The 12,865-nt window shown below is 40.3% G+C and carries 13 protein-coding genes; 10 read left to right on the top strand and 3 right to left on the bottom strand.

What is annotated here, in order from left to right:
• The 10 genes from DV63_RS11260 (at position 1) to DV63_RS11215 (ending at position 8,902) form a co-directional block, all read left to right on the top strand.
• A complete protein-coding gene (locus DV63_RS11260) occupies positions 1 to 294 on the top strand; it encodes a YbaB/EbfC family nucleoid-associated protein (RefSeq protein ID WP_000347921.1) in 294 nt (97 codons plus the stop codon).
• Positions 294 to 1,289, top strand: coding sequence for a PDZ domain-containing protein (locus DV63_RS11255; RefSeq protein WP_000468492.1), 996 nt, complete (start codon positions 294 to 296; stop codon positions 1,287 to 1,289). Before DV63_RS11260 ends, DV63_RS11255 begins: the two co-directional genes overlap by 1 nt.
• A 7-nt stretch (positions 1,290 to 1,296) precedes the next feature.
• Positions 1,297 to 2,352, top strand: a complete 1,056-nt coding sequence (locus DV63_RS11250; protein ID WP_001016274.1) for a type IV secretion system protein — start codon at positions 1,297 to 1,299, stop codon at positions 2,350 to 2,352.
• A gap of 15 nt (positions 2,353 to 2,367) precedes the next feature.
• Positions 2,368 to 2,481, top strand: a complete 114-nt coding sequence (locus DV63_RS11245; protein ID WP_001217873.1) for a hypothetical protein — start codon at positions 2,368 to 2,370, stop codon at positions 2,479 to 2,481.
• Positions 2,478 to 3,221: a VirB8 family type IV secretion system protein gene (locus tag DV63_RS11240; protein ID WP_000660570.1), complete on the top strand. Its 744-nt coding sequence runs from the start codon at positions 2,478 to 2,480 to the stop codon at positions 3,219 to 3,221. Before DV63_RS11245 ends, DV63_RS11240 begins: the two co-directional genes overlap by 4 nt.
• Entirely contained in the window at positions 3,221 to 4,192 is a 972-nt protein-coding gene (locus tag DV63_RS11235; protein ID WP_017179834.1) for a TrbG/VirB9 family P-type conjugative transfer protein, read from the top strand. The genes DV63_RS11240 and DV63_RS11235 overlap by 1 nt, the downstream gene beginning before the upstream one ends.
• The gene (locus tag DV63_RS11230; RefSeq protein WP_001045832.1) at positions 4,185 to 5,321 is read left to right on the top strand and encodes a DNA type IV secretion system protein ComB10; all 1,137 of its coding nucleotides are present in this window, start codon (positions 4,185 to 4,187) and stop codon (positions 5,319 to 5,321) included. Before DV63_RS11235 ends, DV63_RS11230 begins: the two co-directional genes overlap by 8 nt.
• Before the next feature lie 69 nt (positions 5,322 to 5,390).
• Entirely contained in the window at positions 5,391 to 6,803 is a 1,413-nt protein-coding gene (locus tag DV63_RS11225) for a mannose-1-phosphate guanylyltransferase/mannose-6-phosphate isomerase (RefSeq protein WP_000694842.1), read from the top strand.
• A 28-nt stretch (positions 6,804 to 6,831) separates the two neighbouring features.
• Positions 6,832 to 7,977, top strand: a complete 1,146-nt coding sequence (gmd, locus tag DV63_RS11220; protein WP_000659792.1) for a GDP-mannose 4,6-dehydratase — start codon at positions 6,832 to 6,834, stop codon at positions 7,975 to 7,977.
• Positions 7,970 to 8,902, top strand: a complete 933-nt coding sequence (locus DV63_RS11215; protein ID WP_001002918.1) for a GDP-L-fucose synthase family protein — start codon at positions 7,970 to 7,972, stop codon at positions 8,900 to 8,902. The genes gmd and DV63_RS11215 overlap by 8 nt, the downstream gene beginning before the upstream one ends.
• A 309-nt stretch (positions 8,903 to 9,211) precedes the next feature.
• Here the strand turns inward: DV63_RS11215 and hypE are convergent, their stop codons facing one another.
• The 3 genes from hypE to DV63_RS11200 form a co-directional block, all read right to left on the bottom strand.
• The gene (hypE, locus tag DV63_RS11210; protein ID WP_000378787.1) at positions 9,212 to 10,210 is read right to left on the bottom strand and encodes a hydrogenase expression/formation protein HypE; all 999 of its coding nucleotides are present in this window, start codon (positions 10,208 to 10,210) and stop codon (positions 9,212 to 9,214) included.
• A gap of 11 nt (positions 10,211 to 10,221) precedes the next feature.
• Positions 10,222 to 12,474, bottom strand: a complete 2,253-nt coding sequence (hypF, locus tag DV63_RS11205; RefSeq protein ID WP_017179836.1) for a carbamoyltransferase HypF — start codon at positions 12,472 to 12,474, stop codon at positions 10,222 to 10,224.
• Positions 12,471 to 12,865: agmatine deiminase family protein (locus DV63_RS11200; RefSeq protein WP_020982388.1), on the bottom strand; the 395-nt coding region annotated here is incomplete at its 5' end. The genes hypF and DV63_RS11200, both read right to left, overlap by 4 nt.

Genomic DNA, 12,865 nt, shown 5'->3' with positions numbered 1-12,865 from the left:
ATGGATTTTAGCCAATTGGGCGGGTTATTAGACGGCATGAAAAAAGAGTTTTCCCAACTAGAAGAAAAGAATAAAACCACGATCCACACTTCCAAAAGCGGTGGGGGAATGGTGAGCGTGAGTTTTAATGGGGTGGGGGAGTTAGTGGATTTGCAGATTGATGACAGCCTGTTAGAAGATAAAGAAGCGATGCAAATCTATTTGATGAGCGCTTTGAATGACGGGTATAAAGCTGTAGAAGAAAACCGAAAAAATTTAGCCTTTAACATGCTGGGGAATTTTGCTAAATTGTGATGTTCCACAAAGCCCTTATCGTTCTATTGGTTTTTTTGAATGGCTTAGGGGCTTATGATTTCAAGCATTGTCAGGCTTTTTTTAAAAAAGCGAGCCTTCAAAAAGGGGGCGTGGCTTTAAAAGAATTGCCTAAGGGCGTGTATTTGTATTATTCCAAAACTTACCCCAAATACGCCAAAGTCATCAAATCCGATCCCTTTGTAGGGTTGTATTTGTTGCAAAGCGTGCCGAGCGAGTATTTTTATACCTTAAGGGATTTAGACAAAGACGCCCTGATAAGGCCAATGGCTAGCATAGGGGATAAAGAAGCCCTAGAAGCGCGGTTGCTTTCCAAGCAAAAAGGCTATGATCGCTACGCCCAAATTTCACAAGAGATTCAAAAAAATGGCGTTATCAGCAATATTTGCTACCAAATGTTAGGGCTAGGGGTAGGGGGGAATGGCTTTATAGAAACGAAATTTATCAAGCGCTTTTTAAACCAGCAAGAGCCTTATTATGGGGATATTGGGGTGCGTTTAGAAGAAGAGAATAAGCGTTTGGTAATAGCGCAATTTGATCCCTTTTTCCCTAAAAACCCTTTTTTAAAAAACGATGAAATCCTAGCGATCAACCATCAAAAGATCCACTCGTTAGCGGAGTTTGAATGGGTGGTGAGCAATCTTAAATACCAAAGCCTTGCAAAAGTGAAAATCAAACGGAACCATAAAATCAAAGAAGTAACGCTCAAAGTCAATAAGCGTTATGGAGGGTTTTTGCTCAAAGACACTTTTTTAGAGCGTTATGGCATCGCTTTAGATGAGCGTTTTATTATCACTAAAATAGGCAGTCATTTACCCAAAGGCTTGGATTTTTTAAAGCTTGGGGATAGGATTTTATGGGTGAATCGTAAAAATGTGGCGTTCAACCCGAAGGCTTTAAGAGAAGCGTTAAGCGTGCCTAAAATTGAATTATTAGTCTTGCGTAAAGGCTTTGAATTTTACATTAAAGTCCGTTGAAATATTGATGAACCATAACGCTTATGAAATCATTCTTTCTTGGTTCATCACGCCTCTCACGGCGATTTTAGGGCGTTTCGCTGAATTTTTTCTCTACACTTTGCATGCGCAATTGGTGTTTAATAGCGTGGCCGCTTTGGCGTTCATGTTCTTTGCTTACAGGAGCTTGAAAGAACAGAATTTCTTCAGCGTTAGCGCGCTAACAGAAGCGTTATTGTTTGTGGGGTTTTTTGCGCTTTTTAACTACGCTTTAAAAAATCCTTTGCATTTTTATGAATTTTTCCAAAACGCTATTTTTATTGTGCCTAACATGATCGCGCAAAGCCTCTCTCAAAGCTTGAGCAACTTTTCTAACCACGCGCTTTCTTTAGATTTTATCTTTAATCATGGTTTTTACGCCCTTAGTTTTATCAGCGATTTGAGCCATAATGAAATGTCTGTGTGGCTTTTTTTAAGCATTTTGCAAGGGCTTTTTTTGAGCGTGCTGTTTGCGATCATCATTTTAGTGTATTTAGAAGTGCATGTGTGGTGCTCTTTAGGGGTGCTGTTTTTAGCGTTTGGGTTTTTTAAAACCTGGAGGAGCGTTGTGGTTGCGTGCCTAAAAAAATGCTTCGCTCTTGGGTTTTACAAGCCTTTTTTGTTGTTGGTGGGGTTTTTGAACGTGTCGGTTACTAAGGCTTTAATAGACGCTCACATGCAAGAAAAACAAGACTTAAGCCTCTTATTGGTGGTAGCGTTATTTTTGTGTTGCGTTTTTATTATAGGCGTGCCTTTTTTCATCAACGCTTTGTTTAGGGTGCAAAACAGCCTTAAAGAAACTTACAAACTCGCTACCAATTTGAGCGCTAACATCAGCCAAAACGCCCTCAATTCCTTACAATACATCACGACCCCACCCGCTTCTTCTAGCGTTTCTGCTTCTATGAGTAAAAGCGTCTCTAAAGAAAAAGAAACGCATTCCCCCACATTCAAGGTAGAAACCACTCAATTAGATGTAAAAATCCCAAATTTCAAGCAAAAAAAGGTTAAAAAGGATACAATAAATACAAAAAATGAAATTTAGATAAATGGGAATTTAATGAGAATTTTTTTTGTTATCATGGGACTTGTGTTTTTTGGTTGCACCAGTAAGGTGCATGAGATGAAAAAAAGCCCTTGCACATTGTATGAAAACAGGTTAAATCTCGCATGAAAGAAAAGCCTTTCAATAGCGAGCAATTGAACTATTTAGAAGAGCTTTTAAGCCACCAAGAAAAGCATTTAGAAAACAAGCTTTCTGGTTTTTCGGTGAATGATTTGGACATGCAAAGCGTGTTCAGGCTGGAGAGGAACCGCTTGAAAATCGCTTATAAACTCTTAGGCTTGATGAGTTTTATCGCTCTTGTTTTAGCGATCGTGTTAATCAGTGTTCTGCCCTTACAAAAAACCGAACACCATTTCGTGGATTTTTTAAACCAAGACAAGCATTACGCCATTATCCAAAGAGCGGATAAAAGCATTTCTAGTAATGAAGCGTTGGCTCGTTCGCTTATAGGGGCGTATGTGTTAAACCGAGAGAGCATTAACCGCATTGACGATAAATCGCGCTATGAATTGGTACGCTTGCAAAGCAGTTCTAAAGTGTGGCAACGCTTTGAAGATTTGATTAAAACCCAAAACAGCATTTATGCGCAAAGCCATTTGGAAAGAGAAGTTCATATCGTCAATATTGCGATCTATCAGCAAGACAATAACCCCATTGCGAGCGTCTCCATTGCAGCTAAACTCATGAATGAAAACAAGCTGGTATATGAAAAGCGTTATAAAATCGCGCTGAGCTATTTGTTTGACACCCCGGATTTTGATTACGCTTCCATGCCTAAAAACCCTACCGGCTTTAAAATCACTCGCTACAGCATCACTGAAATCGCGCCGACTAATAGGGGCGATTGATGCGTAAGGTTTTATACGCTCTCATGGGCTTTTTGTTGGCTTTTAGCGCTTTAAGAGCCGATGATTTTTTAGAAGAAGCTAACGAAACAGCCCCGGCACATTTAAACCACCCCATGCAGGATTTAAACGCTATTCAAGGGAGCTTTTTTGACAAAAACCGCTCAAAAATGTCCAACACTTTGAACATTGATTACTTTCAGGGGCAAACCTATAAAATCCGCTTGCGTTATGCGATGGCGACCTTATTGTTTTTTTCAAAACCTATTAGCGATTTTGTTTTAGGGGATAAGGTGGGTTTTGACGCGAAAATCTTAGAAAGTAACGATCGCATTTTGCTCATCAAACCCCTACAAATTGGCGTGGATTCTAATATTAGCGTGATTGACAATGAGGGAAAGATTTTTTCTTTCTATGTGTTTTCTACCACTTTCACTAGCTCCAAACACCCTAATTTACAGGTTTTCATAGACGATAAAAACTATTACTCCAACGCTTTTATGAAGCCGCAAAATAAAGAAAATAAAGAAAATACTTTTGAAAATGCCCCCACAAACAACAAGCCCTTAAAAGAAGAAAAAGAAGAAACCAAAGAAGAAGAGACTATAATTATTGGCGATAACACCAATGCAATGAAAATCGTTAAAAAAGACATTCAAAAAGGTTATAGGGCTTTAAAAAGCTCTCAAAGGAAATGGTATTGTTTAGGGATTTGTTCTAAAAAATCCAAACCCTCTTTGATGCCTGAAGAAATTTTTAACGACAAGCAATTCACTTATTTCAAATTTGACAAAAAATTAGCGCTCTCTAAATTCCCGGTGGTTTATAAAGTCGTTGATGGCTATGATAACCCGGTGAATACTAGGATTGTGGGCGATTATATTATCGCTGAAGACGTTTCGGCTAAATGGACTTTAAGATTGGGCAAGGACTATTTGTGTATCCGTTTTGTCAAAAAGGGTAAAGATGAATAAGTGGCTTAAGGGGGCGTTTGTTTTTGTGGGTGGTTTTGCAACGATTACAACCATTTCTTTAATCTATCACCAAAAGCCAAAAGCCCCCTTAAATAACCAACCAAACCTTTTGAATGACGATGAGGTGAAATACCCCTTACAAGACTACACCTTCACTCAAAACTCACAGCCAACTCCCACAGAAAGCTCCAAAGACGCTACCATCAAAGCCTTACAAGAACAGCTCAAAGCCGCTTTAAAAGCCCTAAACTCCAAAGAAATGAACCATTCTAAAGAAGAAACTTTTACTAACCCTCCCATAGATTTAAAAACAAACACAACCCCCCCTAAAAAAGACTTTTCTCTAAAGCAATTAGATTTACTGGCCGCTCGCATCACCCCTTTCAAACAAAGCCCTAAAAATTACGAAGAAAACCTGATTTTCCCCATGGATAACCCTAAAGGCATCGATGGTTTCACTAACCTTAAAGAAAAAGACATCGCTACTAATGAAAACAAGCTTTTACGCACCATTACAGCCGATAAGATGATACCCGCCTTTCTCATCACGCCTATTTCTAGCCAGATCGCTGGTAAAGTCATCGCGCAAGTGGAGAGCGATATTTTTGCAAGCATGGGCAAGGCCGTCTTAATCCCCAAAGGCTCTAAAGTCATAGGCTATTACAGCAACAACAACAAAATGGGCGAATACCGCTTGGATATTGTGTGGAGCCGCATCATCACTCCCCATGGCATCAATATCATGCTCACTAACGCTAAAGGGGCGGACATTAAAGGCTATAACGGCTTGGTGGGGGAATTGATTGAAAGGAATTTCCAGCGCTATGGCGTGCCGTTACTGCTTTCTACGCTCACTAACGGCTTGTTGATTGGGATCACTTCGGCTTTAAACAACAGGGGCAATAAAGAAGAGGTGACCAATTTCTTTGGGGATTATCTTTTATTGCAATTGATGAGGCAAAGCGGCATGGGGATCAATCAAGTGGTCAATCAAATTTTAAGAGACAAGAGCAAAATCGCTCCTATTGTGGTGGTTAGAGAGGGGAGCAGAGTCTTCATTTCGCCCAATACTGACATCTTCTTTCCTATACCCAGAGAGAATGAAGTCATCGCTGAGTTTTTGAAGTAACTCAAAAATGCCCGATTAAAAACGCTATAATAACCCTAAAAAACAAAAGAGAGCTTGACAAGAAAACGCATGAAAATTAAAAATATCTTACTGAGTGGGGGGAGCGGAAAACGCCTATGGCCTTTAAGCCGTAGCCTATACCCTAAGCAATTTTTAAAGCTTTTTGGCAATGAAAGCTTGTTTAAATTGAGTTTTAAAAGAAACGCTTCTTTAGTGGATGAAACGCTCATTGTGTGCAACGAAAAGCATTATTTTTTAGCCCTAGAAGAAATAGAGAGCGAAATCAAAAACAAAAGCGTGGGTTTTTTATTAGAGAGCTTGAGTAAAAACACCGCTAACGCCATTGCTTTGAGCGCTTTAATGAGCGATAAAGAAGATTTACTCATCGTTACGCCAAGCGATCATTTGATTAAAGACTTTCAAGCGTATGAAAATGCGATCAAAAAAGCGATTAATTTAGCCCAAAAAGGCTTTTTAGTCACTTTTGGGATCAATATTGAAAAGCCCAACACGGAATTTGGGTATATTGAAAGCCCTAATGGTTTAGATGTCAAGCGATTCATTGAAAAGCCAAGCCTAGAAAAAGCGGTAGAGTTTCAAAAAAGCGGGGGTTTTTATTTCAATAGCGGCATGTTTGTTTTCCAAGCGGGGGTTTTTTTAGACGAATTGAAAAAGCATGCCCCTACTATTTTAAAGGGGTGCGAAAGAGCGTTTGAATCTTTGGAAAACGCGTATTTTTTTGAAAAAAAGATCGCTCGTTTGAATGAAAAGAGCATGCAGGATTTAGAAGATGTGAGCGTGGATATAGCCTTAATGCAACAAAGCCACAAAATCAAAATGGTAGGATTAAACGCCAAATGGAGCGATTTAGGGAATTTTAACGCTCTTTTTGAAGAGGTGGCTAACGAGCCTAAAGAAAATGTCAGCTTGAATCAAACGCCTATTTTTGCCAAAGAGAGCGAGAATAATTTAGTGTTTTCTCATAAAGTGAGCGCTCTTTTAGGCGTTGAGGATTTAGCCATCATTGACACTAAAGATGCTCTTTTAATCGCTCATAAAGACAAGGCTAACGATTTAAAAGCTTTAGTGAGCGAGGTGGAAACAAACAACCAAGAATTGTTGCAAACGCACACTAAAGTGTATCGCCCTTGGGGGAGCTATGAAGTCTTGCATGAGAGCGGGTGTTACAAGGTTAAGATTTTAGAAGTCAAACCTAACGCAAGGCTTTCGTTACAAAAGCATTTCCACAGGAGCGAACACTGGGTGGTGATTAGCGGGATGGCGAGCGTGGAATTGGATCATAAAATGTTTGAATTGCAAGCTAATGAATCCACTTATATCCCTAAAAACACCTTACACCGCCTGGCTAATTACGGCAAAATCCCTTTAATCATCATAGAAGTTCAAGTGGGCGAATATGTCGGTGAAGACGATATTGTAAGAATTGATGATGATTTTAACAGACAAAATCAAAACGCCTAATAAAGAAAATTTAATATAAGGAGAAATAATGAAAGAAAAAATCGCTTTGATCACTGGGGTTACCGGGCAAGACGGGAGCTATCTGGCTGAATACTTGCTCAATTTGGGTTATGAAGTGCATGGGCTAAAAAGGCGCTCTTCTGGCATCAACACTTCTAGGATCGATCATCTGTATGAAGATTTGCACAGCGATCATCAAAGGCGTTTTTTCTTGCATTATGGGGATATGACCGATAGCTCTAATCTCATCCATTTAATCGCTACCACTAAGCCTACAGAGATTTATAATTTAGCCGCTCAAAGCCATGTGAAAGTCTCTTTTGAAACCCCAGAATACACCGCTAACGCTGATGGTATTGGCACGCTAAGGATTTTAGAAGCCATGCGGATTTTAGGATTAGAAAATAAAACACGATTTTATCAAGCCAGCACGAGCGAATTGTATGGCGAAGTCTTAGAAACCCCGCAAAATGAAAACACCCCCTTTAACCCACGAAGCCCCTATGCGGTCGCTAAAATGTATGCCTTTTACATCACCAAAAATTACAGAGAGGCTTATAATTTGTTTGCGGTTAATGGCATTCTTTTTAACCATGAGAGCAGGGTAAGGGGCGAAACTTTTGTCACTCGTAAAATCACACGAGCCACTAGCGCGATAGCGTATAACTTAACGGATTGCTTGTATTTAGGGAATTTAGACGCTAAAAGAGATTGGGGGCATGCCAAAGATTATGTGAAAATGATGCATTTGATGCTCCAAGCGCCCATCCCACAAGATTATGTGATCGCTACAGGAAAGACCACAAGCGTGCGCGATTTTGTGAAAATGAGCTTTGAATTTATCGGTATTGGTTTAGAATTCCAAAATACAGGGATTAAAGAAATCGGTTTGATTAAAAGCGTTGATGAAAAAAGAGCGAACGCTTTAAAATTAAACTTAAGCCATTTAAAAACGGGCCAAATCGTGGTGCGCATAGATGAGCGCTATTTCAGGCCTACTGAAGTGGATTTGCTTTTAGGCGATCCCACTAAGGCAGAAAAAGAGCTAGGCTGGGTTAGGGAATACGATTTAAAAGAGTTGGTTAAGGACATGTTAGAATACGATTTAAAAGAATGCCAGAAAAACCTTTACTTGCAAGATGGGGGTTATATTTTAAGGAATTTTTATGAATGAGATTGTTTTAATCACCGGCGCCTATGGCATGGTGGGGCAGAACACGGCGTTGTATTTTAAAAAAAATAGGCCTGATGTGGCGTTGCTCACCCCTAAAAAGAGCGAATTGTATTTGTTGGATAAAGACAACATTCAAGCTTATTTGAAAGAATACAAGCCTACAGGCATTATCCATTGCGCCGGGAGAGTGGGGGGCATTGTCGCTAACATGAACGATCTTTCAACTTACATGGTTGAGAATTTGCTGATGGGCTTGTACCTCTTTTCTAGCGCTTTGGATTTGGGCGTGAAAAAAGCCATTAATCTAGCGAGCTCTTGCGCTTATCCTAAATTCGCCCCTAACCCTTTAAAGGAAAGCGATTTGTTGAACGGCTCTTTAGAGCCAACGAACGAAGGCTACGCTTTAGCCAAACTCTCTGTGATGAAGTATTGCGAGTATGTGAGCGCTGAAAAGGGCGTTTTTTATAAAACCTTAGTGCCTTGCAACCTTTATGGCGAGTTTGACAAATTTGAAGAAAAAATAGCGCACATGATACCAGGGCTTATTTCTAGGATGCACACCGCTAAATTAAAAAATGAAAAAGAGTTTGCGATGTGGGGCGATGGCACGGCCAGAAGAGAGTATCTAAACGCTAAAGATTTAGCCAGGTTCATTTCTCTAGCTTATGACAATATCGCTTCAATCCCTAGCGTGATGAATGTCGGCTCTGGAGTGGATTACAGCATTGAAGAGTATTACGAAAAAGTCGCTCAAGTTTTAGACTATAAGGGCGTGTTTGTTAAAGATTTATCCAAACCAGTGGGCATGCAGCAAAAGCTTATGGATATTTCCAAACAAAAGGCTTTAAAATGGGAATTAGAAATCCCTTTAGAGCAAGGCATCAAAGAAGCTTATGAGTATTATTTGAAGCTTTTAGAGGTTTGAAATAAAATCCTTATAGGGTTAATAAAAACGCTCCGCTATTAAGCGCTAGCGGTAGTTGCGATATTGTGGTTATTTAGCTTCAAACAAACTTTGAGCCATTAAAAGGGGTTTGGTGTGTGCTTCGCTCTCAATCTCAAGCGCTTTTTTATCATCAATATCAAGCCCGCTTTTTTGTAACACCCACCATAAAACCCTCTCTATATTGCAAGTTTTCTCAAATCCCTTGAGTGTAGTGGACTTAGACTTAGCTTAAGCGGACTCTAAACCATTTTTAGGGCAGGCTTAAAACGATTAAAAAATGACGGCGTGTTAGCAAATCCTAGGCAATAATTCGCCTTCTGGCATCTCTAAGATCCTTTCAAAACCCCATGCGTTCTTTAAAACCACGCTAGGATAAGGGTTTTCAAACACTTCGCCAATCACGCAAGCGTTTTTAGCTTTTTCGTTAATTTTTAAAATTTCTAAGGCTTTAGGGGCGTCTTTTTGATGGAGCGCTAAAACAAATACCCCCTCATTGGCTAGCGCGTAGGGTTCTAGCCCTAAAATCTCACAAATCCCTTTCGTTTCTTCTTTTAAGGGGATTTTTTCTTCTTCTATAACGATTTTCACTCTAGAGCTGTTCGCCCATTCGTTCAATACGCTCGCTAACCCGCCCCTAGTCGCATCTCTTAAGGCATGGATTTTGAGATCGCTTAAAAATAGGGGTTTTAATAAGGGATAGAGCAGTTGGCAATCGCTTTCTAGATTCGTTTTAAGCTTGATTTCATGACGCATTGCAAACAGGCTTGCCCCATGATTGGCGATAGTGTCGCTTAGGATAATGGCTTGGCCTTGTTTTAAATGGCGCGAAGAAATCCCTGGCTTGATGGTTTTACCAATACAGGTTGTGTTGATAAAAAGCTTATCCACGCTCCCCTTTGGCACGACTTTAGTGTCTAGGGAGAGGAGTTTTAGGTTGGCTTTAAACAATTCTTTTTGTATGGATTGTAAAATTTGTTTTAAAAGAGAAATTTCTAAGCCTTCTTCTAAAATAAAACCCATATTCAAATACAAAGGTTTGCCCCCTTGCACGCTCACGTCATTCGCGCTCCCGCAAACGCAAAGCTTGCCTATATCGCCCCCATTAAAAATCAAGGGCGTGATGACAAAACTATCCGTGCTCACGCAATATTCCCCACTAGCTTCAAACTTGGGGGCGTCTTCATCAAACGCAACGATAAATTCTTTTAAATAGGGCATAAACACTCGCTCAATTAAAGCGTTTGTTTCTTTCCCCCCGTTCCCGCATGCTAGAGTTACGCTATCCATTTTTATCCTTTTTATCCTTTTTTAATGATTGTAGGGTTGAAATACGCCATTAAGGCTTGACCGACAGGGATACTGCTGTCGTTAGGGGGGAAATGCTTGTGGAAAAAATACTTCCTCTTTAGCCCCCTCAATCGTTTGGCTAATTGTTCGCATAATAATTGGTTGCAAAATACGCCTCCACTGCACACCACCACATGCTCTTTAAAAGGCGCAATTAAAGCACTAATGATTTCTACTAGGCTGTTAAAAAATTTCTTAGCGATGCGTTTGGGCTCTAAAACGCCCAAATCCTTTTCAAACGCTTGATAAAAATCTTTTAAACACACCACGCTGTTTTTGATTTTAAAAGGGTAAAAGGCGATCTCATCGCTTTGTAAGGCCAGATTTTCTAAAACCTGCCCGCTCTCTGCTTCAAAACTAATCGTTCCCACTAGACCCAAACTAAACGCTACTATATCAAACAAACGCCCTATGGAATTGGTGGCTATGCTTTGAATTTTTTTGTCATGCATTTGCTGGAAAATTTCTAATTCCTCTTCTTTAAAATGTTTTTGAACGCGCTTTAAAAGCTTGTTGAGTTGGTGTTTTAAAGCCATTTCTAAAACCAGGCGTTTAGGCTCTTTAATCGCTTTTTGCCCCCCTAAAAGCAGAAATTCTTCAAACCTGGCGGTTTCTTCAATGCGTTCCAAATCCCCCACAAAACACTCCGCCCCATAAATCTTATTTTCATAAGCCCCACTCCCATCCCAGACAATACCTATAAAAGGGTTGTTTAAATGCGGATCTTGTAACAACGCGTCTAAAACGCTCGCTAAAAAGTGGGCATGGTGGTGCTGGACTTGCAACAAGGGCGTATTAAAATCAAAAGCCATTTTAGTGGTGGTGTAATTTTTATGCTTATCGCAAGCTAAGAGCGTGGGTTTAAAATCATAGGTTTTTAAGAAAAAATCCAAAGTTTCTTTAAAGTGTTTTTCATTTTCTAAAACGCTCAAATCCCCGCAAAAAGGCGAGAGTAAAAGAATGGAAGTTTCGCTATCCAATAAGCTAAAATGCCCTTTTTGCTCCGCTCCAAGCGCTAAAATCTTTTTTGGCGAACCATTAGAGCGTTTAGGCAAAGTGAGGTAAAGGGGGGCAAACCCCCTAGCCAAACGCATGGGGCGGATGGTATGATCCACACGCTGTGCGATACTATCATCAATCCTGTGGATGATAGCACGGTTGTGCGTGAGCTTAAAATCAAAAATGAAACTCAAGGAATCAATCTCAGCCTCATTACTCGCTAAAGGGAGGGAGCTGAAATTCGCGCTCGTGAACACAATAGGGAAATCCAATAAATCCAGTAATAAAGCATGCAAAGGGGTATAGGGCAAGATAACGCCATAAAAGGGGGAGTTTTTAGCGATATTGGGGGCTAATTGCGTATCCGGTTTTTTACGCGCTAAAAGAATGGGGGCGCTTGCAGAATTTAGGCTTTCGCATTCTAACGCGTTCAAAAACGCATGCTGTTTGGCTGTGTTCAAATCTTTAAACATGAGCGCGAAAGGCTTTAGGGGGCGGTTTTTTAAAAGCCGTAATCTTTCTATGGTTTGAACATTCCTCGCATCGCACACTAAAGCAAAGCCTCCCAAACCTTTAAGAGCGATGATTTTACCCTTTTGAATGTCTTTAGCGCATTCTAAAAGAGCGTCATCGTTTTTGAATCGCTTGTAATTGAGCGCGATACCGCACTTTTTGCAGCTGATGCCTTGAATGTGGAAGCGCTTATTGGTGGGGTCTTGATAAACGAATGCGCAAAACCCGCAGAGTTTGAAAGGTTTTAGGGCGGAGTTTTCTCTGTCATAGGGCATGGCGTTTAAAAGGCTGTATCTCGCCCCACACTTCGCGCAAGAATTGAAAGCGTAATGAAAATAGGGGGAGTTTTTATCTCTGATTTCGCGCAAGCAATCCTCACACACGCCTAAATCTTTAGGGATTTGACTGAGCAAATTTAAGGGGTGGTTCTTGCTTTCTAAAATCCTAAAATCATTGAAATGAAGCGCCTTATCATAAGGGCTAATAATGATTTTCTCCACCAACGCTAAAGGGGGCAATCCGTTTTTTAGGGCGTTTAAAAAAGACTCTGTTTTATGAGCGGGCAAGATGATTTCTAAAGCCGCTTGGGCGTTACGCACAAAGCCTACAAGCTCTAATTTTTGAGCCAGGGTATAAATAAAAGGGCGCATGCCCACGCCTTGAACCACGCCAAAAAGCGTGATTTTGTTCAATAAAGTTGCATCGTTACACAATGCAAACTCCCATGCTGTTTGATTAAGGTATTGCAATCAATTCCTATCACTTCTAAGGGCGTGTGTTGTTTTAAGGTTTCTAAAATGAGTGCGTCTTTAGGGTCGTTGTAAGTGGGCACGATTAAAGCGTTATTGCACAATAAAAAATTCACATAAGTCGCCGGCAAGCGTTGTTGGTTTTCATCATAAATGGCTTTGGGGATTTCTAGGGGGATGAGTTTATAAGGCGTGCCATCTAGTTTTTTAAAGGTTTTTAATTCTTCTTGCATTTTTTTTAAGGCTGTGTAATGCTCATCGTTTTCATCTTCGCATGCGCTATAAACAATGGTGTCTTTATCCAAAAAACGAGCGAGCGTGTCGGTATGGCTAT

It is taken from the genome of Helicobacter pylori FD535, from assembly GCF_000296015.2.
GTDB classification, from domain to species: Bacteria; Campylobacterota; Campylobacteria; order Campylobacterales; family Helicobacteraceae; genus Helicobacter; species Helicobacter pylori_CT.
The sequence above is the reverse complement of the archived record's forward strand: the minus strand, read 5'-3'. Positions and strand labels throughout refer to the sequence as shown.

Coding starts and splice junctions, on each gene's coding strand:
- DV63_RS11225 (WP_000694842.1), top strand. CDS start 5,391: ATGAAAATTAAAAATATCTTACTGAGTGGGGGGAGCGGAAAACGCCTA.
- DV63_RS11240 (WP_000660570.1), top strand. CDS start 2,478: ATGAAAGAAAAGCCTTTCAATAGCGAGCAATTGAACTATTTAGAAGAG.
- DV63_RS11250 (WP_001016274.1), top strand. CDS start 1,297: ATGAACCATAACGCTTATGAAATCATTCTTTCTTGGTTCATCACGCCT.
- DV63_RS11235 (WP_017179834.1), top strand. CDS start 3,221: ATGCGTAAGGTTTTATACGCTCTCATGGGCTTTTTGTTGGCTTTTAGC.
- DV63_RS11215 (WP_001002918.1), top strand. CDS start 7,970: ATGAATGAGATTGTTTTAATCACCGGCGCCTATGGCATGGTGGGGCAG.
- DV63_RS11230 (WP_001045832.1), top strand. CDS start 4,185: ATGAATAAGTGGCTTAAGGGGGCGTTTGTTTTTGTGGGTGGTTTTGCA.
- DV63_RS11245 (WP_001217873.1), top strand. CDS start 2,368: ATGAGAATTTTTTTTGTTATCATGGGACTTGTGTTTTTTGGTTGCACC.
- gmd (WP_000659792.1), top strand. CDS start 6,832: ATGAAAGAAAAAATCGCTTTGATCACTGGGGTTACCGGGCAAGACGGG.
- hypE (WP_000378787.1), bottom strand. CDS start 10,210: ATGGATAGCGTAACTCTAGCATGCGGGAACGGGGGGAAAGAAACAAAC.
- DV63_RS11260 (WP_000347921.1), top strand. CDS start 1: ATGGATTTTAGCCAATTGGGCGGGTTATTAGACGGCATGAAAAAAGAG.
- DV63_RS11255 (WP_000468492.1), top strand. CDS start 294: ATGTTCCACAAAGCCCTTATCGTTCTATTGGTTTTTTTGAATGGCTTA.